Source organism: Microbacterium sp. MAH-37, assembly GCF_009758255.1.
Taxonomy (GTDB): domain Bacteria; phylum Actinomycetota; class Actinomycetes; order Actinomycetales; family Microbacteriaceae; genus Microbacterium.
The window spans coordinates 184,489-208,014 of record NZ_WSEN01000008.1 but is presented as its reverse complement, the minus strand read 5'-3'; the positions used below and the strand labels follow the sequence as shown (position 1 = coordinate 208,014).

30 protein-coding genes are annotated in these 23,526 nt (G+C 69.0%); 20 read left to right on the top strand and 10 right to left on the bottom strand.

Annotation, left to right across the window (positions count from 1 at the left end; genetic code table 11):
* Nucleotides 1-49 precede the first annotated feature (49 nt).
* Nucleotides 50-505 (top strand): tRNA adenosine(34) deaminase TadA, encoded by a 456-nt coding sequence (gene tadA / locus GON06_RS11360; RefSeq protein WP_157312414.1) that lies wholly within the window; start codon nt 50-52, stop codon nt 503-505.
* A 14-nt stretch (nt 506-519) separates the two neighbouring features.
* Here the strand turns inward: tadA and GON06_RS11355 are convergent, their stop codons facing one another.
* On the bottom strand, nt 520-1,641 hold the full coding sequence (locus tag GON06_RS11355) for an alpha/beta hydrolase (RefSeq protein WP_157312413.1): 1,122 nt from the start codon (nt 1,639-1,641) through the stop codon (nt 520-522).
* Between the two features lie 16 nt (nt 1,642-1,657).
* Nucleotides 1,658-2,629, bottom strand: coding sequence for a cation diffusion facilitator family transporter (locus tag GON06_RS11350; protein WP_157312412.1), 972 nt, complete (start codon nt 2,627-2,629; stop codon nt 1,658-1,660).
* A 40-nt stretch (nt 2,630-2,669) separates the two neighbouring features.
* On the opposite strand from GON06_RS11350, the gene proC reads away from it, so the two are divergent.
* Nucleotides 2,670-3,506, top strand: coding sequence for a pyrroline-5-carboxylate reductase (gene proC, locus GON06_RS11345; protein ID WP_157312411.1), 837 nt, complete (start codon nt 2,670-2,672; stop codon nt 3,504-3,506).
* Nucleotides 3,507-3,509: 3 nt separating this feature from the next.
* Here proC and GON06_RS11340 read toward each other — a convergent pair whose 3' ends face one another.
* A complete protein-coding gene (locus GON06_RS11340) occupies nt 3,510-4,172 on the bottom strand; it encodes a potassium channel family protein (protein ID WP_378736752.1) in 663 nt (220 codons plus the stop codon).
* A 1-nt stretch (nt 4,173) separates the two neighbouring features.
* Entirely contained in the window at nt 4,174-5,604 is a 1,431-nt protein-coding gene (locus GON06_RS11335) for a TrkH family potassium uptake protein (protein ID WP_157312409.1), read from the bottom strand.
* A 123-nt stretch (nt 5,605-5,727) separates the two neighbouring features.
* On the opposite strand from GON06_RS11335, the gene GON06_RS11330 reads away from it, so the two are divergent.
* Nucleotides 5,728-6,138, top strand: a complete 411-nt coding sequence (locus GON06_RS11330) for an ArsR/SmtB family transcription factor (protein ID WP_157312408.1) — start codon at nt 5,728-5,730, stop codon at nt 6,136-6,138.
* Between the two features lie 6 nt (nt 6,139-6,144).
* Here GON06_RS11330 and GON06_RS11325 read toward each other — a convergent pair whose 3' ends face one another.
* The gene (locus GON06_RS11325; protein WP_157312407.1) at nt 6,145-6,948 is read right to left on the bottom strand and encodes an ABC transporter permease; all 804 of its coding nucleotides are present in this window, start codon (nt 6,946-6,948) and stop codon (nt 6,145-6,147) included.
* Complete coding sequence (locus GON06_RS11320; RefSeq protein ID WP_157312406.1) at nt 6,945-7,841, bottom strand: ATP-binding cassette domain-containing protein; 897 nt, start codon at nt 7,839-7,841, stop codon at nt 6,945-6,947. The genes GON06_RS11325 and GON06_RS11320 overlap by 4 nt, the downstream gene beginning before the upstream one ends.
* Before the next feature lie 84 nt (nt 7,842-7,925).
* Here GON06_RS11320 and GON06_RS11315 point away from each other — a divergent pair, with 84 nt between their 5' ends.
* The 11 genes from GON06_RS11315 (at nt 7,926) to GON06_RS11265 (ending at nt 14,487) form a co-directional block, all read left to right on the top strand.
* Nucleotides 7,926-8,855, top strand: coding sequence for a TetR/AcrR family transcriptional regulator (locus GON06_RS11315; RefSeq protein WP_157312405.1), 930 nt, complete (start codon nt 7,926-7,928; stop codon nt 8,853-8,855).
* A gap of 285 nt (nt 8,856-9,140) precedes the next feature.
* Nucleotides 9,141-9,332, top strand: coding sequence for a helix-turn-helix domain-containing protein (locus GON06_RS11310; RefSeq protein WP_157312404.1), 192 nt, complete (start codon nt 9,141-9,143; stop codon nt 9,330-9,332).
* 114 nt (nt 9,333-9,446) lie between these two features.
* Nucleotides 9,447-9,545, top strand: coding sequence for a 30S ribosomal protein bS22 (locus tag GON06_RS11305; protein ID WP_003792170.1), 99 nt, complete (start codon nt 9,447-9,449; stop codon nt 9,543-9,545).
* Between the two features lie 72 nt (nt 9,546-9,617).
* Nucleotides 9,618-9,914, top strand: coding sequence for a rhodanese-like domain-containing protein (locus GON06_RS11300; RefSeq protein ID WP_157312403.1), 297 nt, complete (start codon nt 9,618-9,620; stop codon nt 9,912-9,914).
* A complete protein-coding gene (locus tag GON06_RS11295) occupies nt 9,911-10,174 on the top strand; it encodes a glutaredoxin family protein (protein ID WP_332837438.1) in 264 nt (87 codons plus the stop codon). The genes GON06_RS11300 and GON06_RS11295 overlap by 4 nt, the downstream gene beginning before the upstream one ends.
* Entirely contained in the window at nt 10,171-10,470 is a 300-nt protein-coding gene (locus GON06_RS11290; protein WP_332837437.1) for a Dabb family protein, read from the top strand. Before GON06_RS11295 ends, GON06_RS11290 begins: the two co-directional genes overlap by 4 nt.
* Before the next feature lie 111 nt (nt 10,471-10,581).
* The gene (locus tag GON06_RS11285; RefSeq protein ID WP_157312402.1) at nt 10,582-11,403 is read left to right on the top strand and encodes a transporter substrate-binding domain-containing protein; all 822 of its coding nucleotides are present in this window, start codon (nt 10,582-10,584) and stop codon (nt 11,401-11,403) included.
* 17 nt (nt 11,404-11,420) lie between these two features.
* Nucleotides 11,421-12,212, top strand: a complete 792-nt coding sequence (locus GON06_RS11280) for an amino acid ABC transporter permease (RefSeq protein ID WP_157312401.1) — start codon at nt 11,421-11,423, stop codon at nt 12,210-12,212.
* Nucleotides 12,209-12,964 (top strand): amino acid ABC transporter ATP-binding protein, encoded by a 756-nt coding sequence (locus GON06_RS11275; protein ID WP_157312400.1) that lies wholly within the window; start codon nt 12,209-12,211, stop codon nt 12,962-12,964. Before GON06_RS11280 ends, GON06_RS11275 begins: the two co-directional genes overlap by 4 nt.
* Nucleotides 12,965-13,152: 188 nt before the next feature.
* Nucleotides 13,153-13,800 (top strand): response regulator, encoded by a 648-nt coding sequence (locus GON06_RS11270; protein WP_157312399.1) that lies wholly within the window; start codon nt 13,153-13,155, stop codon nt 13,798-13,800.
* Between the two features lie 177 nt (nt 13,801-13,977).
* Nucleotides 13,978-14,487 (top strand): hypothetical protein, encoded by a 510-nt coding sequence (locus GON06_RS11265; protein ID WP_157312398.1) that lies wholly within the window; start codon nt 13,978-13,980, stop codon nt 14,485-14,487.
* A gap of 60 nt (nt 14,488-14,547) precedes the next feature.
* Here the strand turns inward: GON06_RS11265 and GON06_RS11260 are convergent, their stop codons facing one another.
* The 3 genes from GON06_RS11260 to aspS all read right to left on the bottom strand — a co-directional run bounded on the left by GON06_RS11260 (nt 14,548) and on the right by aspS (nt 17,284).
* Nucleotides 14,548-14,730 carry a YegP family protein gene (locus GON06_RS11260; protein ID WP_157312397.1) on the bottom strand — a complete coding sequence of 61 codons (183 nt, stop codon included), beginning with the start codon at nt 14,728-14,730 and terminating at the stop codon, nt 14,548-14,550.
* A 91-nt stretch (nt 14,731-14,821) separates the two neighbouring features.
* Nucleotides 14,822-15,334 carry a GNAT family N-acetyltransferase gene (locus GON06_RS11255; protein ID WP_157312396.1) on the bottom strand — a complete coding sequence of 171 codons (513 nt, stop codon included), beginning with the start codon at nt 15,332-15,334 and terminating at the stop codon, nt 14,822-14,824.
* Nucleotides 15,335-15,484: 150 nt separating this feature from the next.
* Nucleotides 15,485-17,284: an aspartate--tRNA ligase gene (gene aspS, locus GON06_RS11250; protein WP_332837434.1), complete on the bottom strand. Its 1,800-nt coding sequence runs from the start codon at nt 17,282-17,284 to the stop codon at nt 15,485-15,487.
* Nucleotides 17,285-17,375: 91 nt separating this feature from the next.
* On the opposite strand from aspS, the gene GON06_RS11245 reads away from it, so the two are divergent.
* A complete protein-coding gene (locus GON06_RS11245; protein ID WP_157312394.1) occupies nt 17,376-17,999 on the top strand; it encodes a histidine phosphatase family protein in 624 nt (207 codons plus the stop codon).
* Between the two features lie 24 nt (nt 18,000-18,023).
* On the opposite strand, the gene GON06_RS11240 is transcribed toward GON06_RS11245, so the two are convergent.
* The gene (locus GON06_RS11240; RefSeq protein ID WP_157312393.1) at nt 18,024-18,923 is read right to left on the bottom strand and encodes an NAD(P)/FAD-dependent oxidoreductase; all 900 of its coding nucleotides are present in this window, start codon (nt 18,921-18,923) and stop codon (nt 18,024-18,026) included.
* Nucleotides 18,924-18,981: 58 nt separating this feature from the next.
* Between GON06_RS11240 and GON06_RS11235 the strand changes: the two genes are divergently transcribed.
* From GON06_RS11235 to ccsB, 5 genes are read left to right on the top strand one after another with little or no spacing between them, the layout of a single operon-like run.
* Complete coding sequence (locus GON06_RS11235) at nt 18,982-19,413, top strand: MerR family transcriptional regulator (RefSeq protein ID WP_157312392.1); 432 nt, start codon at nt 18,982-18,984, stop codon at nt 19,411-19,413.
* A 23-nt stretch (nt 19,414-19,436) separates the two neighbouring features.
* A complete protein-coding gene (locus tag GON06_RS11230) occupies nt 19,437-20,039 on the top strand; it encodes a TlpA family protein disulfide reductase (RefSeq protein WP_332837433.1) in 603 nt (200 codons plus the stop codon).
* Entirely contained in the window at nt 20,036-20,809 is a 774-nt protein-coding gene (locus GON06_RS11225; protein WP_332837432.1) for a cytochrome c biogenesis CcdA family protein, read from the top strand. Before GON06_RS11230 ends, GON06_RS11225 begins: the two co-directional genes overlap by 4 nt.
* Entirely contained in the window at nt 20,790-22,526 is a 1,737-nt protein-coding gene (resB, locus tag GON06_RS11220; protein ID WP_157312390.1) for a cytochrome c biogenesis protein ResB, read from the top strand. Before GON06_RS11225 ends, resB begins: the two co-directional genes overlap by 20 nt.
* 1 nt (nt 22,527) lies before the next feature.
* The gene (ccsB, locus tag GON06_RS11215) at nt 22,528-23,526 is read left to right on the top strand and encodes a c-type cytochrome biogenesis protein CcsB (RefSeq protein ID WP_157312389.1); all 999 of its coding nucleotides are present in this window, start codon (nt 22,528-22,530) and stop codon (nt 23,524-23,526) included.

Below are 23,526 nucleotides of genomic sequence, written 5' to 3'. Positions count from 1 at the left end.
AGATTACTTTGCGGATGCCGCGCGGAGAATCCGCACTATCGTCGAGACCATGACCGCAGCCGACCTCTCCGCGATGGATCGCGCCCTCGCACTCGCCGCTGACGCCGGCTCCGCGGGCGACGTGCCGGTCGGCGCGGTCGTGCTCGACGCCGCAGGCGCAATCATCGGAGAGGGCCGCAACCTGCGCGAACAGACCCACGACCCCACCGCGCACGCAGAGGTCGTGGCGCTGCGCGCCGCGGCATCCGCGACCGGGGACTGGAACCTCGAGGACTGCACCCTCGTCGTCACCCTCGAGCCCTGCATCATGTGCGCCGGGGCGATCCTGCAGGCACGTATCGGCCGGGTCGTCTTCGGTGCCTGGGACGACAAGGCCGGAGCATCCGGCTCGATGTACGACGTGCTGCGCGACCGGCGACTGCCGTACCGCGCCGAGGTCATCGGGGGCGTGCAGGCGGATGCCGCGACCGCCCTGTTGCGTGACTTCTTCGAAGCCCGCCGCTGACGTCGACGGTCGAGTCAGACCGACTCGGCCAGCATCTGCACCAGGTACAGGAACGACTCCGTCCGGGGGTCGAAATACCCCGGCTCCTCGGGCGTGCCGGGCGGGGTGTGCGAGGCGTGCCCGACCGTAGCGATGCCGTTCGTGCCGGCCACGGGGCCGCCGTCCGAGCCGTAGACGACCGCTCCGGGAATCCCACGCGGATCGACCGGATGCTGCGACATCCGCCCGAGCGGGGCGACACCGTCATCCGCCGATTCCGTGGCGAAGAACCGGAAGACCCTCGCGTACAGGTCCGCCTCGATCGCGTCGGCCGCCTCGGTTGTGACCCCGGCAGAGGCGATCGAGAACAGGGCGTCGAGAAGGCGTCCGCCGCCGGCCTCGACGAGTTCGCCGGCCATGGTCGACGAGTACGAGTAGGCGACCACCGCGACGTGCGCGCGGGGTGCGCGGTGCCTGATGCCGGCCAGCAGGCCGGCCAGACGGGCGGCGCCGACCGTCGCATGCGCGGTGCCGAGCGCTGTCAGGTGTGTACCCGAGTCGTAGCCGAACCAGGCGATGGCGGCGACCGCATCGCGCGGAACACCCGCACCCTCGGCGACCTGCGAGCGGATGCGTCGCGCGGTGCGCGACCATTGCGGCAGGCTGTCCAGGTCGGTGACGATCCCGTGCGCGAGCACGACGATCAGCCGGGCGGCATCCGGGTCGCCGAACGAGACGGCGGCGCGCGGCACGCCGCCGTCCAGGAACAGCGACAGCAGATGAGCGCGCGCGGCGCGGCGCAGCTCGGCCGCGACATGCCCGAGCTGCTCGTGCGCCGCCGTGGACAGCTGCGCGCCTTCGGCCAGCATCCGAGCGAGAAGGATGCGGCACGCGGCGTCCTTGTCGTCGGCGGGGATCCCGTTCAGGTTGCCGTACACCTCGGGCGCGGCCTCGATCGCCGCTCGCGCGGGACCGGCGTTCCAATGTCCAGCTGACCCGGCCGAGCCCGCGGTGAGCAGCGCCCAGTGCTCGGACGCGGTCGCCGGATCGATCAGGCCGACGGTCTGGGCCAGGTCGGGCTGCTCTGCGAGCCGTGCCGGAACGCGCTCCGGATCGTCCCGGATCAGCCGATCCAGGTCATCCAGCAGCGGATGCACACCGGCCGCCGCGGGGTCAGTCCGCAGACTTCAGGACGAACGCGTCCGTCGAGGGCTCGGGGTCGAGCGAGGGACGGTAGATGTCCGGCTCGATGTAGATGACGCGGGCGACGGGCACGGACGCGCGGATGCGCCTCTCGATCTCGTCGATGTCGTCGGCTGCCTCGCGCACCGATTTGTCCTGCGTGAGCGCGATCTTCGCAGCGACCATCAGCTCGTCCGGGCCCAGGTAGAGAGTCTTCATGTGGATGAGCTTCTCGACCTCGGGGCCGTTGTTGATCGCGTCCACGATCCGGTCGTAGTCGGCGTCGGTCGCGCCCTCGCCGACCAGCAGGCTCTTCGTCTCCATGCCCAGGACCAGCGCGATCAGCACCAGCAGCACACCGATCATGAGCGTGCCGATCGCATCGAACACGGAGTTGCCGGTGATCACGGTGAGGCCGACGCCGAGCAGGGCGAACGTCAGACCGGTCAGTGCGCCGATGTCCTCGAGCAGCACGACCGGCAGTTCGGGGGCCTTCGCGCGACGGATGAACGAGAACCAGGACTGGCCCTTCTCGCGCACCTGGTTGCTCTCGCGCATCGCCGTGCGCAGCGAGAACGACTCGAGGCCGATCGAGATCACGAGCACGACGATCGGCAGCCACCACCACACCGGGTCGAGGGCGTGCGGGTGGGTGATCTTCTCGACGCCCTCGTAGATCGCGAACAGGCCGCCGAGCGAGAACAGGATGATCGACACGACGAACGCGTATACGTAGCGCTCGCGCCCGTAGCCGAACGGATGCGAGCGATCCGCCGTCTTCTTGGCCTTGCGGCCGCCGAGCATGAGGAGCAGCTGGTTGCCGGAGTCGGCGATCGAGTGGATGCCCTCGGCGAGCATCGACGCCGAACCCGAGAGCGCCCAGGCGATGAGCTTCGCGGCGGCGATGCCCATGTTCGCCAGGAACGCCGCGATGATCGCCTTGCTGCCGCCGGATGCACTCATGGCACGAGTCTACGGCGGCCGATTGCGAGAGGATGGAGGCATGACCGACTCGCTCCCTTCCCTCGCATTCCTCGGCGCCGGCTCGATGGGCGGTGCGATCCTGCAGGGGGTCGTCGCCTCCGGCATCCGCACCGACGGGATCACGGCGACGAACCGCACCACCGCGAAGGCGGCCGCGCTCGCCGCGCTGCCCGGCGTGACGAGCATCGCGCTCGAGGATCGCCCGGAGGGGAACGCGGATGCCGCGGCATCCGCCCGGATCCTGCTGGTCGGCGTGAAACCGGTGATGGTGCCCGACCTGCTGCGCGAGATCGCGCCCTCGCTGCGCCCGGATGCCATCATCGTGAGCCTCGCTGCCGGCGTGACGCTCGACACCTTCGCGAGCGTGCTCGGCGCTGACGCGCACGTGATCCGCTCGATGCCGAACACCCCCGCCACGGTCGGCAAGGCCGTGACCGGGCTCGCCGCGGGCGCCGCCGCGACCGCTGACGACATGGCGCTCGTGCGCCGTCTGTTCGAGACCGTCGGCGCTGTGATCGAGGTGCCGGAGTCGCAGATCGACGCGCTCTCGACCATCTCGGGGTCGGGCCCGGCCTACGTCTTCCTGCTCATCGAGGAGCTCACGAAGGCAGCGATCGGCAAGGGCTTCTCCGAGGCGGACGCCCGGCTGATGGCCGAGCAGACCTTCATCGGCGCGACCGCTCTGCTCGATGCCTCCGATGAGGACCCGGCCGAGCTGCGCCGCCGGGTTACCAGCCCGAAGGGCACCACCGAGCGCGCCATCGCCGTGCTGCAGGACGCGCACCTCGACGAGGTGTTCGCCGAGGCGACGGATGCCGCGCTCGCGCGGGCCCGCGAACTCGCCGCCGGGGCCTGAGCGTCAGCGATCGAGGCCGGCGAAGCGCTCGATGTCGCTGTTGGTGCCGGACACGATGATCAGATCGTGGTTGGTGACCACGGTGTCGGCCTCGGCGTAGCGGAACGGCTTGCCGGGGCTCTTCACGCCCACCACTGTGACGCTGTACTTGGTCCGCACGCCGGACTCGTTCAGTCGCACGCCGCGGATGAACTTCGGCGGGTACATCTTGGCCAGCACGAAGTCGTCATCGAAGCGGATGAAGTCGAGCATGCGGCCCGAGACCAGGTGCGCGACGCGCTCGCCGGCCTCGCGCTCGGGGTAGATCACGTGGTTCGCGCCGACGCGGGCGAGGATCTTGCCGTGCGACTGCGAGACCGCCTTCGCCCAGATCTGCGGGATCTTCAGGTCGACGAGGTTCGCCGTGATCAGCACGGATGCCTCGATCAGCGACCCCACGGCGACCACGGCCACCTGGAAGTCCTGTGCGCCGATCTGCCGCAGTGCGTCGATGTTGCGGGCATCCGCCTGCACGGTGTGGGTGACGCGCTCCGACCACTTCTGCACCAGTTCGAGGTCGCCGTCGATCGCCAGCACCTCGCGGTCGAGCCGGTCCAGCTCGCCCGCGCAGGCCGCGCCGAAGCGTCCGAGTCCGATGACGAGCACCGGGGCGTCGCCCCGCACCATCTCAACCAACGATCGGCCTTTCGACGGGCAGCGCGTAGAGCTGCGAACGGGATGTCGCGGCGACCGCCGCGGCGAGTGTCACTGTACCAACGCGCCCCATGAAGATGGTCGCCGCGAGGATGTACGAGCCGGCATCCGGCAGGGTCGCGGTGACACCGGAGCTGAGCCCCACCGTGCCGAAGGCGGAGATCACGTCGAAGAGCACGTCGATGACGTCGTCTCCGGTGATCTGGGTGATCGCGACCGTCGAGATGGCCACGATCGTCGCGCCCCAGGCGACGACGCTGAGCGCCACGCGCTGCACGTCGCTGGGGATGCGGCGCCCGAACACCTGCACCGACTGACGACCTTTCGCCTCGGACCACACCGCGATCGCGAGCACGGCGAGAGTGGTCACCTTGATGCCGCCTGCGGTCGATGCCGAGCCGCCGCCGACGAACATCAGCATGCACGCCACGAGCATGGACGACCCGTACAGGTCGTTCATGTCGATGACGTTGAAGCCACCCGATCTGGTCATGGCGGAGAGGAAGAAGGCCTGCACGGTCGTGTCGACCGCGTCCATCGACCCGAATGTCTTGGGGTTGCTGTGCTCGAGCAGCAGGAACACCGCCGCTCCGACGAAGAACAGCAGCACGGTGGTGACGATGGTGAGCTTGGCGTGCAGCGACCAGCGCTTGAAATGCCAGTAGTGCTTGGCGAGGGAGTAGATGACGGGGAAGCCGATGCTGCCCAGGAACACACCGGCCATCAGCAGGATCAGGACCAGGTAGTCGTCGGCGAACACAGCGACGCCGCCGTCGTTCGGTGCGAACCCGGTGTTCGTGAACGACATGGCCGCGAAGTACGGCGCCTCCCAGAGCGCGGAGACGGGATCGACGCCCGCCATCACCAGGGCGGGATAGAGCAGCACGGCGAGGCCGATCTCGATGATGAGGGCCGAGATCGCGACAGTGGTGAGCAGCTGTCCGACCTCACCGAGGCGCACCGTCTGGCTCTCGTTGACGGCGCCGCCGTGCGCGCGAAGCGGGTTGGTGTCGCCGGCGGCCATCAGCTTGGCGCTCAGGCCCAGCTTCTTCGAGATGACCATGCCCATCAGCGAGGCCAGGGTCAGCACACCCAGTCCGCCGATGTTGACGCCGATGAAGATCACGGCGTGCCCGAACGGCGACCAGTGCGCGCTCATGTCGACCGTGGTGAGGCCGGTGACGCAGATCGTCGAGACGGCCGTGAAGAGCGCGTCGCTGAGCTTGGTGACCGTGGCGTCCGCCGAGGCGATCGGCAGCGACAGCAGCGTCGTCCAGAGCAGTATCAGCAGGGCGAACACGACGATCGCGAAGCGCGACGGCGACGAGGTCACGAAGTGGCGCAGCTGCGATCCGAGCGCGCGCAGGGAGATGCGGGAAGCGGATGCCGGCACGCTGCTCGACATCGGACCCCCTCTCCGTCTGCGACCCGGGCGGCGGTGCCCGCCGGACCTCCGTCATGGTACTCCGAGAGGCACGGCGGTCCCGGCAGGCTAGGCGAGGCACATCCCGCGGGCTACCCTGAACACATGACGGACATCTTCGACGTGATCGCGGACGGCACGAGGCGCGACATCCTCCAGCTCCTGCTGCGCCGTGAGAACGAGGATGACGGCGGCACCAGCGTCACCGAGATCGTCAGCGAGCTCGGAGTCAGTCAGCCCACGGTCTCGAAGCACCTGAAGGTGCTGCGCGACGCCGACCTGGTGACGGTCCGCGAGGACGGTCAGCGCAGGTTCTACAGCATCTCGGTCGCCCCGCTCGAGCAGGTCGACGACTGGCTGGTGCCCTTCCTCGTCGACGCGTTCGGCGATCAGGCTCCCGACATCGACCTGATGCCGCTCCCCGACGGTGCCGCGCACGCGGCCGAGGTCGTCGGCCGCGCCGCGGCATCCGCCAAGTACGCGGTGACCAGCGCGTTCAAGCGTCTCGGCGCCTGACGCCGGTCAGCGGCTCCGCCGCCGGCCGAACAGCCAGGCGCCCCAGAGCGCGGCGACGGCGATGATCACGATGCACCAGCCGACCGCCCACGCCGGCTGCGTGCCCAGGTCGGTGCCCATCAGCAGTCCGCGGATGGTCTCGATGATGGGCGTGACCGGCTGGTAGGTGGCGATCCACTGCAACCACGACGGCATCGTGTCGATCGGCACGAAGGCGCTGGACAGGTACGGCAGGAACATCAGGATGAAGCCGTACCCGCTGGCGGCCTCCGGACTGCCGGCCGCGAGGCCGATCGCCGCATAGAGATAGGTGATCGCGAGGATGTAGAGCGCGATCACGGCTCCGGCCGCGATCCACCCGGCGACGTTCGCGGTGGGGTGGAAGCCGAGCAGCAGGGCGACGCCGATGACGACGGCGGTGGCGACGAGGTTGCGCACCAGGCTGGCGACGACGTGTCCGGTGAGCACGGCTCCGGCGCGCAGCGGCATGGTGCGGAAGCGATCGATGATGCCGGTGGTCATGTCGCGCGAGACGTAGGTCGCGGTCGTCGCCGCGCCGAATCCTGCGCACAGCAGGATGATGCCGGGAACCACGTAGTCGACGTAATTGCCGTCGGACTGCAGTGCGCCGCCGAACACGAAGGTGAACAGCAGCATGAGCGTCACTGGCAGCATGATCGACATGCTCAGCGACTCGCCGTCGCGCAGAGACTGCGTGAGGCTGCGTCGCACGAATACGCGCTCGGCGGCGAACCCGCGGATGCGGGGACGCGGGGCGGGCAGGACGAGGGGAGCGGCGGTGGCGGTCATGCGGTCTCCTGGGGGATGCGGGCGTCGTCGCGCGGCGCGCCGGTCAGGCTGAGGAACACGTCGTCCAGGGTCGGCCGGCGCAGGGTGACGGATGCTGCGGCATCCGCGTCGTCGATCTGATCGAGTGCACGACGGAGCCCGGCGACGCTGCCGTCGGTGGGGATCTCGCCGAGCACGGCCTCGTCGGGCCCGTGCAGTACGACGGTGTCGCTGCCGACCAGCGCCTTCAGCCGGTCCGGGGTCCCGGTCTCGACGATCCGTCCGCCGTCGAGGATCGCGACGCGATCGGCGAGCAGATCCGCCTCCTCGAGGTACTGCGTGGTGAGGAAGACCGTGGTGCCGGCATCCGCGAGCGTGCGGATCACCTCCCACAGCTCGAGCCGGCTGCGTGGGTCGACGCCGGTGGTCGGCTCGTCGAGGAAGAGCACCTCGGGCACGACGACGAAGCTCAGAGCCAGGTCGAGGCGACGGCGCATGCCGCCCGAGAAGGTCTTCACGCGCTTGTCCGCGGCGTCGGTGAGCGAGAAGCGCGCGAGCAGCTCGTCGGCGCGCTCGCGTGCGGCCCGCGGATGCAGGCCGGAGAGGCGCCCGAGCATCACGAGGTTCTCTGCGGCGGTCAGCATGTCGTCGACAGCGGCACTCTGGCCGGTGAGGGCGATGCGCCTGCGCACCTCCACCGGCTCGGACGACACGTCGTGACCGGCCACGCGGACGGTGCCGGCCGTTGCGGTGAGAAGCGTGGTGAGCACGGAGATCGCGGTGGTCTTGCCGGCCCCGTTGGGGCCGAGGAGCGCGAACACCTCGCCGGGTGCGACCTCGAGGTCGAGGCCGTCGAGCACGGTGTGCGCACCGAACGAGACCCGAAGGCCCCGCACGTCGATGGCAGGAGTCATCTCGGCATCCTTTCTGTATACGTTCCAAACTGTTTATGACGGTAACACACTGTTTATTACGTACACAAGATTAGGATTGCGTGCATGACCGACGTCGAACCGGAAGAGCTTCCCCGCGGGATCGCCCTCGCATGGGGCGTCGCCGCGAACCCGCAGCGCGGGCCGAAGCGCGAGATGAGCGTCGAGCGGATCGTGGACGCGGCGGTCGAACTCGCCGACGCCGAGGGCATCGGTGCGGTCTCGATGGCGGCGGTGGCCGCGAAGCTCGGCTTCACGCCGATGTCGCTGTACCGCTACGTCAGCGCGAAGGACGATCTGCTGCTGCTCATGGAGGAGCAGGCGATCGGCCTCCCGCCGGAGGAGATCCGCGAGCATGACGGATGGCGCGCGCGGCTGCGTGCGTACTTCGAGGCGCAGGTGCTCATCTATCTGCGGCATCCGTGGATCCTGTCCCTGCCGATCACAGGGTCGCCGATCACCCCGAACAGCTCCGCCTGGCTCGACGGCGCGCTCGACGCCCTCGGCGAGACGCCGCTGCAGGCGACCGAGCGGTTGGCCGTGGCGCTCGCCGTCACGGGGCAGGCGCGCTGGTACGGCACTGTCCTCGCCGGGTACACGGAACAGGCGCGGACCAGCGGCATGTCGCCCGAGGAGATCACGGTCCGCGAGGCGGCGCTGTTCGACCGCGTGGTCACCGCCGCCGAGTTCCCCGCGCTGCGCGCGGCGATCGACGCGGGTGTGTTCCTTGCCGAGGGCGACCCGTTCCGGTTCTCGATCGAGCGCTACCTCGAGGGCGTCGAGGTGTACATCGCGGGTCTCGACCGCGGCGACGCCCATGCGGATGCCGCTGCATGGCTGCGCGACGACAGCGCGGCGATCGCCGGCGACAAGCGCGTCCGCGCGGCGGCCAAGAGCGTGCGCGAGGCGGAGAAGGTGCTGCGCGCTGCTCGCAAGGAGGAGCGTCAGGCGCGGCGGGATGCGGCGGCGAGGGAAGCGGCTCGGACGGAGAAGTGACGCCTCCGCAGCAGCGCAGGGGGGAGGTGCCGCTGGCGGAGGCGTCCGGCGGACCCGGGTCCGCCTCTGGGGGAGCGGCCGCCTGGGAGAAGCGGCCGTACGATCAGCCTGCAGCATGCACCTATGCGCGTCATGCACTGCGGATGCGAGCGCGCTGGGAGCGGCCTCCACAACGGGTGTGAGGGCGCACGTCCGGCAGGTCACAGCGATCACACTGGTCACAGAGGTTTACATCCGTCGCAGCGCGGCTCTAAGGTTGGGCAACAGTAGAAAGGGGTATGTGGGATGCCCGATGTTCCTGACGTCCGATTCCTCACAGTGGCCGAGGTGGCCGAGCTGATGAGGGTCTCGAAGATGACCGTGTACCGACTGGTGCACTCCGGCGAGCTGCCCGCCATCCGGTTCGGCCGCAGCTACCGCGTCCCCGAGTCCGCCGTGGCCGAGGCGCTGCAGCGCCCCATCGCGGACGCCGGCTGAGCGAGCGTTCCCGGCACCGCCGTCGGTTTGCTAGACTCGACCGGGGCATTTTTCCATGCCCGTTCCCGGGTGTCCGCAGAGTCGACGCCCAGCCCCTGACGTAAAGAGGTTCCCGTGGGTTCTGTCATCAAGAAGCGCCGCAAGCGCATGGCGAAGAAGAAGCACCGCAAGCTGCTTCGCAAGACTCGCCACCAGCGCCGCAACAAGAAGTAAGCGGCACGACACCGAGCGCTCCTCGACCTCTGGTCGGTGGGGCGCTTCGTGTCTGCGCCGCGGAAGGATGCCATGAAGTCGATCACCGTCGAGCAGCTCGCCGCAGCCGGCGACGTCCCGCTCATCGACGTGCGCGAGCGCGACGAATTCGCGCGCGGCCACGTGCCCGGTGCCCTGAACCTGCCGATGTCCGAGCTGGGCGACAGGCTCGACGAGCTGCCCGCCGAGGCGTTCAACGTGATCTGCGAGATGGGCGGTCGCTCCGCGAGCGTCGTGCAGGCACTCGACGCGCGCGGCTACGACGCCACGAACGTAGACGGCGGCACCGCCGAGTGGCGTGCCCAGGGCCGCGCGGTCGACCAGCCGTGACCACGCTCACGCTGATCGGCAAGCCCGACTGCCACCTCTGCGACGTCGCGTCGGAGGTCGTCGACCAGGTGATCGCCGACATGCCGGATGCCGCGGCCGAGAGCATCGAGATCGTCGAGACGTCGATCGCGGACGACCCCGCGCTGTACGAGCTGTGGTGGGAGAAGATCCCCGTCGTGCTGATCGACGGTGAGTTCCATGCGCACTGGCGGGTCTCGCCCGACCGGCTGCGCGCAGCCCTGGAGGAGAAGGTCAAGTGATCCGTCACATCGTCATGTGGAAGCTCGCGAGCGAAGATGCCGCGGAGCGCGCGGAGCAGGCCGCCGAGGTGGCCCGCCGGCTGAACGCCCTGGACGGGGTGGTGCCGCAGTTGCGTGCGGTGCGTGCCGGCGCGAACGCGGTGCCGATCGACTCGAACTGGGACGTCGCGCTGGTCGCCGACGTCGATGACGTCGAAGCCCTCGACGCCTACCAGGTGCACCCCGCCCACGTGGAGGCCGCAGGCTACATCCGCTCGGTCGTGGCGTCCCGCGTCGCCGTCGATTTCGAGGTCTGACTGCAACGCAATCGTGATCGATCGGTCAGATACGGGTATCACCCGCGCAGGTGCGGCGTGTAAGGATGTATGCACCCGAGACCTGGGAACCCGACCGACCCTGGAGTGACAATGAACAGTCGCCGTCCTCTTCTCCTCGGCGCTGCAGTCGTTGCAGCCGCCGCCCTCGCCCTCACCGGCTGCGCGAGCAACCCCGGCTCCGGTGGCGACTCCGACAAGCCCGCAGCGGGCGCCGAGTACGACCTCGTCGCCGAGGGCACGCTCACGGTGTGCTCGGACATCCCGTACGCCCCCTTCGAGTTCGAGGGCGGCGACAACGGCACCGGCTACACCGGGTTCGACATCGACCTGCTCGACGCGGTCGCCAAGAAGCTCGACCTGAAGCTCGCCGTGATGGACACCGGGTTCGACGCGCTGCAGTCCGGTGCGACGCTCGCGGCCGGCACCTGCGACATCGGCGCCTCGGCCATGACGATCACCGACGAGCGCAAGCAGAACATCGACTTCGCCGACGCGTACTACGACTCTCTGCAGTCGCTGCTCGTGCGCACGGACTCGGGCATCGAGAGCATCGCCGACCTCGACGGCAAGAAGGTCGGTGTGCAGCAGGGCACCACCGGTGAGAACTACGCCAAGGAGAACGCGAAGGGCGCCGAGCTCGTGCAGTTCCCCTCTGACGGCGAGCTGTGGCCGGCGATCCAGGCGGGCCAGATCGACGCGATCCTGCAGGACCAGCCGGTGAACCTCGAGCACGAGAAGGCCGACAAGTCGTACAAGATCGTCGAGACCTACAACACGGACGAGCAGTACGGCTGGGCCTTCGCCAAGGGCGAGAAGGAGAAGCTGCGCGAGGACGTGAACAAGGCCCTCGGCGAGCTGCGCGACAGCGGCGACTACGACAAGATCTACGACACGTACTTCACCGCGAAGTAAGAGGCGGCGAGTAGTCGATGGCGCTGCGCAAGAGAACGCGGAGCAGGCTCTACCAGGGCACGGTCTATGTCGTGCTCGGTGGTCTGCTGCTGTGGATGCTGATCGTCACCGACTGGTCGGCGGTGCAGAAGCAGTTCGCGAACCCCGAGATCGCGATGCAGATGCTCCCGGGCATCATCACGATCGGGCTGAAGAACACCATCGTGTTCACCGTGGTCTCGTTCCTCGGCGGACTGCTGCTGGGCATCGTGCTGGCGCTGATGAAGCTGTCCAGCGTGGGGCCGTTCCGCTGGATCGCGACGGTCTGGATCGAGCTTTTCCGCGGCCTCCCGGCGCTGATGACGATCTTCGCGTTCGCCTTCATGCTGCCCATCGCCCTGAAGGTGCAGTTCCCCGGCGGGTCGGTGGGCGCCGGCCTTCTCGGCCTGATCTGCGTCTCCTCGGCGTACATGGCCGAGACCATTCGCGCCGGCATCCAGGCGGTGCCGAAGGGGCAGACCGAGGCATCCCGCTCGCTGGGCATGTCGCCGATGAAGACGATGTTCTGGGTGGTGCTGCCGCAGGGCTTCCGCATCATCATCCCGCCGATGACCAACGAGTTCGTGCTGCTGCTGAAGGACACCTCGCTGATGTTCATCGCGGGATCCACCCTGTACACCAAGGAACTCACCACCTTCGCGCGTGACGGCATCTCGCAGTTCGCGAACTCCACGCCGTTCGTCATGGCGGCGCTGCTGTACCTGGTGGTGACGATCCCGCTCACGCGCTACGTGGCGTGGCTGGAACGACGGATGGCGAGGCAGCGATGACCACGGAAGCGATCGACACCCACGCTCCTGCGATCGAGGTGCGCGGGCTGGTGAAGACCTACGGCGACAACGAGGTGCTCAAGGGCATCGACCTCACGGTCTCCGCAGGCGAAGTCGTGTGCATCATCGGGCCGTCCGGGTCGGGCAAGTCCACGCTGCTGCGTTCGGTGAACATGCTCGAGGACCCCACCGGCGGGACGATCCTCATCGAGGGCATCGACATCACCGATGAGGACACCGACATCGACCGGGTGCGCCAGCGCATCGGCATGGTGTTCCAGAGCTTCAACCTGTTCCCGCACATGAGCGTTCTCGGAAACCTCACGCTCGCCCAGCGGCGCGTGAAGAAGCGGTCGAAGGCCGATGCCGAGAAGCTCGCCCGCGAGATGCTCGACCGCGTCGGCCTCTCCGAGAAGGCCGATGCCTACCCGAGTCACCTCTCCGGTGGTCAGCAGCAGCGCGTCGCGATCGCGCGGGCGCTGTGCATGAATCCCGACATGATGCTCTTCGACGAGCCCACGTCGGCACTCGACCCGGAGCTGGTCGGCGAGGTGCTGCAGGTGATGCGGCAGCTGGCCGACGAGGGCATGACCATGCTGGTCGTGACGCACGAGATGGGCTTCGCCCGTGAGGTCGGTTCCCGCCTGATCTTCATGGCAGACGGCAACATCGTCGAACAGGGCGACCCGCGCGAAGTGCTGGCGAACCCGCAGGAGCAGCGCACGAAGGACTTCCTCTCGCGCGTGCTCTGACAACGTCTGCACAGAAGCCCGGATGCCGAGGATGACCCTCGGCGTCCGGGCTTCTTCGCGTTCCCGCGTCATGATCCGCGTCGAACGCACTCTGTCTGAGTATGGGGATGCAAAGGGGGAGCGCCGCTCGGGGGAGCGGCGCTCGAGGAACTGGGGTCACGCTGCGGCGCGCCGCGCGACGCGCCGCCGTGGTCGAACCGCACGTGCTGCAGCGCAACGGAGCGGTGCGGCTGCTGCGCGACCGCGTGGGACTGCAGGTCGTACACAGCACCGATTCGCTCGCGGCGCTGCTGGAATGGATGCGGGGCAGGGATCAGAGGCACTGGCCGCACCTGCTGGTCGCCGAGCTGCTGCCGATCGATCCGGCCGGGGATGATCTGCGCGCGCTCGCGGCCCTGCGGCGAGCGGGCATGCGCGTACTGCTGCTGTCAGCGCTCGCCCCACGGCACGACGTCCGCGCGGTGCGCGAGGCCGGAGTGGACGGCATCGTCGCGAAGACAGACGGCGAGGACGTGCTGATCGCCGCGGCGATGCGGGTTCTCGACGGTGAGCGGGTACTCACGGAGGCTGCAGAGACCGCGGCCAGGGACGATGCGCGCATCCCGCGGCTCTCCGTGCAGGAGGCGCGACTCCTGGCACTGTACGCGGACGGCCGGAGCATCTCCGCCGCCGCGGAGGAGCTCGGTGTCCGGCCGGACACCGCACGGAAGTACCTCGCGCGGATCAAGCAGAAGTACTCCGCCGTCGGAGTCGAGGCGCGCACCAAGGTGGACCTGATCCGCCTCGCATGGCGCGACGGACTCGCCGATCCGGGGCAGGCGACGACAGCGCCGTAGCCCGGCACGACAGCGCGGCGTGACGCCGGTCCGGCGGAATGACACACACCGTGGGTCAGGATCTCCGCCGGATTCGGCCTGCCGCGTGGTGCACGCCGACGATGGTGTCGGCTCTAACGCCACAGCGCACCCGACTGGGCGGGGCGCAGCACCATCACGATTCTGGGGAGGATCAGCATGGACTCTTTCGCGTCTCTGGGGGACCGGAACACGAAGTCCGGAACGACACGGCGGACGGTGCTGAAGGGCGCCGCCTGGAGCGTCCCGGTCATCGCCGCGGCCACGGCGGTGCCGTTCGCCTCGGCGTCCGAGGTGGGCGTGGTCATCACGTCGGGAGGGAACGCCTGCAAGCTTCCCGGCGGCTCGTGCAAGGACAAGGGCTGGACCAAGGGCTACCTGCAGCCGCTGACGATCGACAACCCGACCGGCGAGGCCGTCACCGTCACGATTCCGTCCACCGTCACGCTGGCGCTCAACGGCGTCGACGTGACCTTCACCGTCAGCCCGTCGACGTTCACGATCCCTGCGGGCGACAGCCAGCGGGTGCTGCTGAACATCGTCGACCGGGGGAACAGCCCGACGGCGAGCATCACCGGATCCATTCCGTGGTCGCACTCCGACGGTGGATCGGGGTCCGTCGTCATCAGCACGGCGGCGACGCCGCCCTGCGACAACTGCACGGCCTGATCGTCAGGACACAGAGAGAGGGCGGGATACCGAGCATCCCGCCCTCTCCGTATTGATCTCTCAGTCGTCGACTTCGACGACTTCTGCGTCAGCGGCGTTGCGCCTCACCGAGTCGATGCCGTTCAGAGCGCTCGCCTTGGACGAGTAGCCCTGGCCAGTGGCGATGGTCTCGCCATTGCCGGCCTTCAGACGGAAGCGCCAATCGCCGCTCTTGTCCGTGTAGAGCTCGAACTTACCTGCCATAGGGCAACCCCTCTCGTTCGGGTCCGAGGGATGATCCCCTCTGGGATGAACGTAGCGCCGAAAGCGTCAGGAGGGAAGCACCGGGTTCCGCTCAGCGTGGCACGCGGTATTTGAAGCCCACGTGCGAGCCGGTGTAGCCCAGGCGCTCGTAGAAGCGGTGCGCATCGGTACGTGCGGCGTCCGAGGTGAGCTGCACCAGCGCGGCGCCGAGGGCGGGAGCCGCGGCATCCGAGACCCAGCGCATGACGGCCGAGCCGATACCGGAGGATCGCCGTGTGCTGCGCACCCGCACCGCCTCGACCAGCAGGCGCTTCGCGCCCTGCCTGGCCATGCCGGGGATCAGCGTGAGCTGCAGGGTGCCGACGACCGAGCCGTCGAGCTCGACGACGAGCAGGTCGTTCGACGGCTCGGCGAGGATCTCGACGAGCGCCGCCGTGTAGGCGGGGCGGTCGTCGTCGGATGCCTGATCTCCGCGCGATGCGCTGATCGGGTCATCCGCGAGCAGGGCGATCACCGCATCCGCGTCCGCCGGCGTCGCGCGCCGGAGCACCGCCGCCCCGGCACGGGACTCGAACGGATGCGGCAGAGGGAGGGCATCGAGCATGCCACCAGTCTGCCAGGGGGGTGCAAAGCCTTCATCTGGCACCTGTTGTCGCTCTGGAGGCGTCGAAGCGGCAAGAGGTGCCAACTCAACGGGGTGCAGAAGCACGAAGCCCCCGCGGCGCCGGGCGTCGCGGGGGCCTCGTGGGAAGGGTCAGGCCTGGGCCGGAGCATCCTCCGACTCGTCCTCGGGGACGAAGTCGACGCCGGCCTCGGCGCGCTGCTCGGGCGTGATGGTGCCGGGCGCCTCGGTGAGCGGGTCGAAGCCGTTGCCCGACTTCGGGAACGCGATCACCTCGCGGATCGAGTCGGTCTTGGTCAGGTGCTGCAGCACGCGGTCCATGCCCAGCGCGATGCCGCCGTGCGGCGGAGCGCCGAACTTGAAGGCGTCGAGCAGGAAGCCGAACTTCTCCTGCGCCTGCTCCTCGCTGATGCCCATCACCTTGAAGACGCGCTTCTGGATGTCCTCGCGGTGGATGCGGATCGAGCCGCCGCCGAGCTCCGAGCCGTTGCACACGATGTCGTACGCGTAGGCCAGGGCGGAGCCGGGGTCGGTGTCGAAGGTGTCCTCGAACTCCGGCTTCGGGCCGGTGAACGCGTGGTGCACGGCGGTCCAGGCGCCGGCGCCCACGGCCACGTCTCCGGATGCCACGGCATCGGCTGCCGGCTCGAACATCGGGGCGTCCATCACCCAGGTGAAGGCGAACACGTCGGGGTCGAGCAGGTCGAGGCGGCGGCCGATCTCGACGCGCGCAGCCCCGAGCAGCGCGCGGCTGTCCTTGGTCGAGCCCGCGGCGAAGAAGGCGCAGTCGCCGGCCTTCGCACCGACGAGCTCGGCGAGACCCGCCTGCTCCGACTCGGAGAGGTTCTTGGCCACGGGGCCGCCGAGCGTGCCGTCCTCGTTGAACAGGACGTACGCGAGTCCGCGGGCGCCGCGCTGCTTCGCCCAGTCCTGCCAGGCGTCCAGCTGCTTGCGGGGCTGCGAGGCACCACCGGGCATGAGCACAGCGCCGACGTACTCCGACTGGAACACGCGGAACGGGGTCTCGGCGAAGTACGACGTCGCCTCGACGATCGGCAGGCCGAAGCGCAGGTCGGGCTTGTCCGAGCCGTACAGGGCCATCGCGTCGGCGTAGGTCATCCGCGGCAGCGGGGTCTGCACCTCGACGCCGATCGTCGCCCACATCGCCTTGATGACGGACTCCATCATCTCGATGACGTCCTCCTGGTCGACGAAGCTCATCTCGATGTCGAGCTGCGTGAACTCCGGCTGGCGGTCGGCGCGGAAGTCCTCATCGCGGTAGCAGCGCGCGATCTGGTAGTACTTCTCGATGCCGCCGACCATGAGCAGCTGCTTGAACAGCTGCGGCGACTGCGGCAGCGCGTACCAGCTGCCCGGGTGCAGGCGGGCCGGCACCAGGAAGTCACGGGCGCCCTCCGGCGTGGAGCGGGTCAGCGTCGGGGTCTCGACCTCGATGAACTCGCGCTCGTGCAGCACGTCGCGGATGGCCTTGTACACCTGCGAGCGCAGGCGCATCGCGGCGGCCGGCTCCGGGCGGCGCAGGTCGAGGTAGCGGTGCTTGAGGCGCACCTCCTCGCCGACGGGGTCGGTGCCCTCGAGGCCGGTGGAGACCTGGAACGGCAGCGGGGCGGACTCGTTGAGCACCACCACGTCGGTGGCGGTGACCTCGATCTCGCCCGAGGGCAGGTTCGGGTTCGCGTTGCCCTGCGGGCGCAGCGACACCTCGCCGGTCACCTTCAGCACGAACTCGCTGCGCAGCGGGTGCGCGATCTCCTCGTCGCGAATGACGACCTGCGCGATGCCCGAGGCATCCCGCAGATCGATGAACGCGACTCCTCCGTGATCACGACGACGATCGACCCAGCCCGTGAGGGTGACGGTCTGACCGATGTGCTCGGCTCGCAGTGAGCCTGCCGTGTGTGTGCGAAGCACGGAGAATTCCTCCTGATAGGGGACGGGATATCGATCCAGTTTACGTGAGGGGGCGAATGCCGCAGAGCGGCCGATCAGTAGACTCGCGGGCATGCCGGCATCCCGACTGCACCTCGTCCGTCACGGCGAGGTGCACAACCCCGATCACGTGCTCTACGGCAGACTGCCGGACTACCACCTCAGTGAGGCGGGGCGCGGGATGGCGCAGGCAGCCGCCGACCATGTCGTCGCCCTCGGGCGACCGGTGACCGAGTTGCGCTGCTCGCCGCTGGAGCGCACCCAGGAGTCGGCCGAGCCGTTCGCCGCGGCGTTCGCTCTGACGCCCGTGCTCGAGGAGCGGATCATCGAGCCCTGGAACTTCTTCCAGGGCAGGCGGATGCGCAAGGCGCTGCAGAACCCCCTGAACTGGTGGCAGCTGCGCAACCCGAACATGCCCAGCTGGGGCGAGCCCTACGAGTCGATCGCCGATCGCATGATTGCTGCGATGGACGACGCCTGGGATGCCACGGAGGAGGGCGATGTCGTCTTCGTGTCGCACCAGGCACCGATCTGGATCACCCACCGTCGCGTGGCCGGTCTCAGGCTGCGGCACGATCCGCGCACCCGGCGCTGCGCGCTGAGCAGCATCACGAGCTTCGAGCGCGTCGGCGACGTGTGGCGCGAGGTCGACTACGCCGAGCCCGCGGCTGCGGGCATCGATCTCGGGGCTGTCTGAGGCTCCGTCCCGAGGGGGCCGTGGTCACCCGGCCAGCAGGGACTGCACGACGCCCACTGCGGCGAGCTGACCGGCAGCGGCCGCGGCGATCACCGAGGCCATGGGGCCGGGGAGCGCGGCGCGATGGGCCAGATCTCCCGCTGCGGACACCCCGGCGACGGAGGTGCGGCCGAAGTCGTCGACCTCGATCGCGCCGGAGTCCAGCATCCGCAGGCCGAGTGTCTCGGCGAACGGGGCGCGCTGGCGCAGCGAACCGGAGGCCACGAAGACACCGGCGACCTGTGACTCGTCCGTGTCGGTCCGGACGAGAACACCTTCGGTCGACGACGCGACCGAGCGGACCGGCAGCGCGCTCACCCCGGCGCCTGCGCCCTCGAGCATCCGCCGTTCCCCGTCGGTGTACGGCGCGCCGATCGGGAAGGCGGTCACCGATGAGGCGATGCGGCCGAGCAGGCCGATCAGGTGCTCGGCGCGCGCAGCGGCGCCCAGCACGGCGATCGGGCGGCCGGCGTGCTCGTGGCCGTCGCAGAACGGACAGCTGAACGCGCGTACGCCCCACAGGCCGGCGAGGCCGGGCACATCGGGAAGCTCGTCGGCCACCCCGGTGGCGAGGATGATGCGGCGAGACCGGACCACGGCGCCGTCGGCCAGACGCACATCGAACGCGTCCTCTGCGCCGGTGATCTCCTCGGCGGCGATGCTCCTGAGCTCGACGTCGCGGTACGCGGCGAGCTGCGCTCGCGCGGTGGCGCGGAAGTCCGACGGCGGCGTGCCGTCGTTCGCGATCACGTTGTGCATGTGCAGCACCGTGCCGTTGCGGTATTCGCCGGAGTCGAGGAGCAGCACCGTGCGGTGCATGCGTCCGAGGGTGAGGGCGGCCTGCAGTCCGGCGGGGCCTCCGCCGATGATGATCGCGTCGTACATGTCCGGTCCTTCCGACGAATGGGTTGCGTTCGGCCCCAGTCTGTGACTTCATGTCAACATGAAGTCAAGCGCCGTGCATCCGTGGTCCGTGGGCGAGGTCGCCGCCCGCTTCGATCTGCCCACCAACGTGCTGCGGCACTGGGAGAGCGTGGGGCTGCTCCGGCCCGTACGGGACACCGCCGGGCGGCGGAGGTACGGCGAGGACGAGGTCGTCCGCATCGCCGTGATCCAGCGCAGCAAGGCCGCGGGGATGAGCCTCGAGCAGATCGGCGTGCTGCTCGACGACGGAAGCGCCGGACGGCATCAGGTTCTCCAGGCGCATCTGGACGACCTCGATCGCCGGATGGACGAGATGCGGCGCTCGCGTGAGATGACCGAACACGCCATGGGATGCCGCTCGCACGACATCGCCACCTGTCCGCGGTTCCGGGCGGGCGTGGCGGACGTGCTGGCACGGTTCGAGGAGCCGTACCTTACAGAGCGTGCATAGGGTTCACGCGTACGATTCCCAGCGTGTCCCGCCGTGTACGTCCCGTGATCGCCGCCGCGCTCGCCGCGGTGTTCGCCGTCGGATTGAGCGCCTGCACGGCCAATGATCCGGCCGCCGACGAGTTCGGCAAGGGCGACACCGTCTACAGCTCAAACGACGTGCGCGTCTCCGAGATCAAGCCCGCCGAACGCGGCGAGCCGATCGAGTTCTCCGGCACCACCGAGGACGGCGCGGAGTTCGACAGCGCCGATTCGCTCGGCGATGTCACCGTGGTCAACTTCTGGTACTCGTCGTGCGGCCCGTGCCGCCTCGAGGCGAAGGACCTCGAGAAGGTCTGGCAGAAGCATCAGGACGACGACGTCGCGTTCGTGGGCGTCAACATCTACGACGCAGCCGACACCGCGAAGGCCTTCGCCGACAAGTTCGGTGTCACCTACCCGAGCGTCATGGACGCCGAGAGCGGCAAGGCCAAGCTCGCCTTCGCCAAGGTGACGCCGATCCAGGCGCCGCCGGTGACCCTCGTCCTCGACCGGCAGGGCCGCGTCGCCGCGCGCATCGTCGGCCCCATCGACGGGCCGTCCGTGCTCTCCACCCTGATCCAGGACACCCTCGCGGAGAAGGCGTGAATCCCGTCGACGTCATCGGGTCCGGTGCGCTCTGGCTCGCCGTCCCGCTCGCGATGCTCGCGGGACTCGTGTCGTTCCTGTCGCCGTGCGTGCTGCCGCTCGTGCCGGGCTATCTCGGTTTCATCGGCGGCGCGGTGGGCACGGGCCCTGCGACAGGCTCAGGGACCCAGGCGACAGGCTCGTCGACACGCGGGAAGGGCCGCCTGCTGCTCGGCGTGCTGCTCTTCATCGCCGGTTTCACCGTCGTCTTCGTGTGCATGACCGTGCTCTTCGGCACCGCAGGCCTGTTCCTGCTCGAGTGGATGCCGCTGATCACCCGCATCCTCGGTGTCGTGATCATCGCGATGGGACTGGTCTTCCTCGGCTTCTTCGGTTTCGCGCAGCGGGAGCGGCGACTGCACGTGAGCTCGGCCACCGGCCTGATCGGCGCGCCGCTGCTGGGTGTCGCGCTCGGCCTCGGCTGGGCCCCCTGCCTCGGCCCGACGCTCGCCGCGATCTCGGCGCTGTCGGTGAACGTCGGCACTCCAGGACGGGCGGCGCTGCTCGGCGTGGCCTACTCGCTGGGCCTCGGCATCCCGTTCCTGCTCATCGCACTCGGCTTCGGCTGGGCGACCCGGACGGTCGGCTTCCTGCGCCGTCACATCCGTGTCATCAACATCATCGGAGGCGTTCTCCTCATCGTGCTCGGCGTTCTCATGGTGACCGGGGTCTGGACCCAGATCATGTCTCGTGTCGGGGCGGTGATGGGCAATGTCGTCCTCCCGCTCTGACGTCACCGACGCGAAGGAAGGCGCCTCGGCCGCGACCGACCCGCTGCGTCCCTCCGACCACATCGACTCCGCGGAGGTCGCGGACGACATCAATCAGCCGAAGCTGGGCTTCACCGGCTGGCTGCGCTGGGGCTGGCGCCAGGTCACCTCGATGCGCGTGGCGATCATCCTGCTGCTCGTGCTCGCCATCGCCGCGATCCCCGGCTCGATCTTCCCACAGCGCTCCGCCGATCCGAACGGCGTGATCAAGTGGCAGACCGACAACCCCGATCTGTTCCCGGTGCTGGACAGGTTCAGCCTGTTCGACGTGTACTCGTCGCCGTGGTTCTCGGCGATCTACCTCTTGCTGTTCCTGTCGCTCATCGGCTGCATCATCCCGCGCATCAAGCACCACCTCAAGGCGCTGCGCGCGCAGCCGCCGCGCACGCCGGCGCGGCTGTCACGCCTGGACGACCACATCGAGACGGTCCGCGAGGCCGCGGACGCCGACGCCGAGGCCGGTCGCGCGATCGACGCCGCGCAGAAGCAGCTGAAGGCGCTGGGCTACCGGGTGGCGCGCTACGACCGAGGCACGGTGCGCTCGGTCTCGGCAGAGCGCGGCTACCTGCGCGAGACCGGCAACCTGGTGTTCCACATCTCGCTCGTGGGTGTTCTGGTCGCGGTCGGCGTGGGCGGCGGACTCGCCTACACCGGGCAGAAGGTCGTGATCGAGGGCAGGAACTTCGTCAACATCCTCACCGACTACGACTCGATCAACCGTGGCCGATTCGTGAGCGACGAGGCGCTGCAGCCCTATCGGATGACGCTGGACTCCTTCGACGTCACCTACCAGCCCCCGGGCACCGCCGGCGCCGGTCAGGCCGGCGACTTCTCGGCGAACGTCACCGTGACCGAGGCGGACGACTCCCAGCACGAGGGCGCGGTCAAGGTGAACCACCCGCTGAGCATCGGCGCCGACAAGGTGTACCTGCTGGGCAACGGCTACGCCCCGAGCATCACCGTGCGCAACGCCGAAGGCGAGGTCGTCACCAGCGGACCGGTCGCGTTCCTGCCGCAGGACAACAACATGACCTCGCTCGGCGTGCTGAAGGTGCCGGACGGGATGCCGGAGCAGATGGCGCTGACCGGCTTCTTCTACCCGACGGCGGGCAAGCTCTCGACCGGGGCGTACACGTCGGCCTATCCCGACCTGTACGGTCCGCTGCTCACGCTCGACGTGTACGTCGGCGACCTGGGCATCGACGACGGCACCCCGCGTTCGGTGTACGTGCTCGACACCAGCCCGATGGACAAGCTGACGGGGCGTGGCACCGACGTGGAGTCGATCGAGCTCGAGCCCGGCAAGACCGCAGAGCTGCCGAACGGCATGGGCACCGTCACGTTCGAGGACGAGTCGCCCGCGGGCGCGAAGGACTTCACCCATTCCGTGAAGCGATACGTCTCGCTGCAGATCCACCACGACGAGTCCGCGGTGTGGGTGCTGGTGTTCGCCGTGCTCGCACTGGTCGGCCTCGCGCTGGCCCTGTTCGTGCCGCGTCGGCGGATGTGGGTGAAGGCGACGCCCGGTGACGGCGGCGTCACCCTGGAGTACGCTGGCCTCGCCCGAGGCGAGGATCCGACTCTGGCCGCCGCCGTCGACGACCTCGCCCGCGGACACGAGCGGCTGCTCGACGGCTCCGCACCCCGGAAGTCCCCGACCACTCCGAAGGAGAGCTGACATGGCCGATCTGGAATCCCTCTCCGTCGTCCTGATGTGGACGGCCATCGCGATCTACGCGCTCGCGTTCCTCGCATACGCGTTCGACCTCGCCAGCCGCTCCGCGAAGACGGCGGATGCGAAGCTCGAGACCGCCAAGGCGAAGCAGCTCGTCACCGCCGGTGGCGGCGGGGGAGCGGCGGCGGATGCCGGAGACGCCGCGTCCGCGGCATCCGACGCCGATGAGGCGAAGCCGCGCTACGTCATGGCCCGGATCGGCACGTCCCTGACGGTGCTGGGCTGGCTGTTCCACCTCGGCGCCACCGTGACTCGCGGCATCGCCGACGGGCACGTGCCGTGGTCGAACCTCTACGAGTTCGCCATGATCGGCACACTGCTGATCATCGCGGTGTACCTGATCGTGCTCACCCGCCTGGATGTGCGCTACCTCGGTTCGTTCATCCTGGGGCTGGTGGTGGTGCTTCTCGGACTCACCTCGACGAACTTCTACGTCGTCATCACGCCGCTCGCCGAGCCGCTCAAGAGCGTCTGGCTGATCATCCACGTGTTCGTCGCCTCGCTGTCGACGGCGCTGTTCGCCCTGGCCTTCGCGCTGTCCGTGATGCAGCTGATGCAGATGCGGCGCGAGCGGCTGGTCGCCGAGGGCGCCGCGAAGACGGGACCCGGGTTCCTGCGCACGATCCCCGACTCGAATCGCCTGGAGAGCCTGGCCTACCGCTTCACGGTCGTCGGCTTCATCGCCTGGACCTTCACGCTGATGGCCGGCGCGATCTGGGCGCAGGACGCCTGGGGCCGCTTCTGGGGCTTCGACGTCAAGGAGACCTGGACGTTCATCATCTGGGTGCTCTACGCGGGCTACATCCACGCGCGGGCCACCCGCGGCTGGCGCGGCTCGCGGTCGGCGTGGCTGTCGATCGTCGGCTTCGCGGCGGTGCTGTTCAACTTCACCATCGTGAACGTGTTCTTCAAGGGTCTGCACTCCTACTCCGGACTGAGCTGA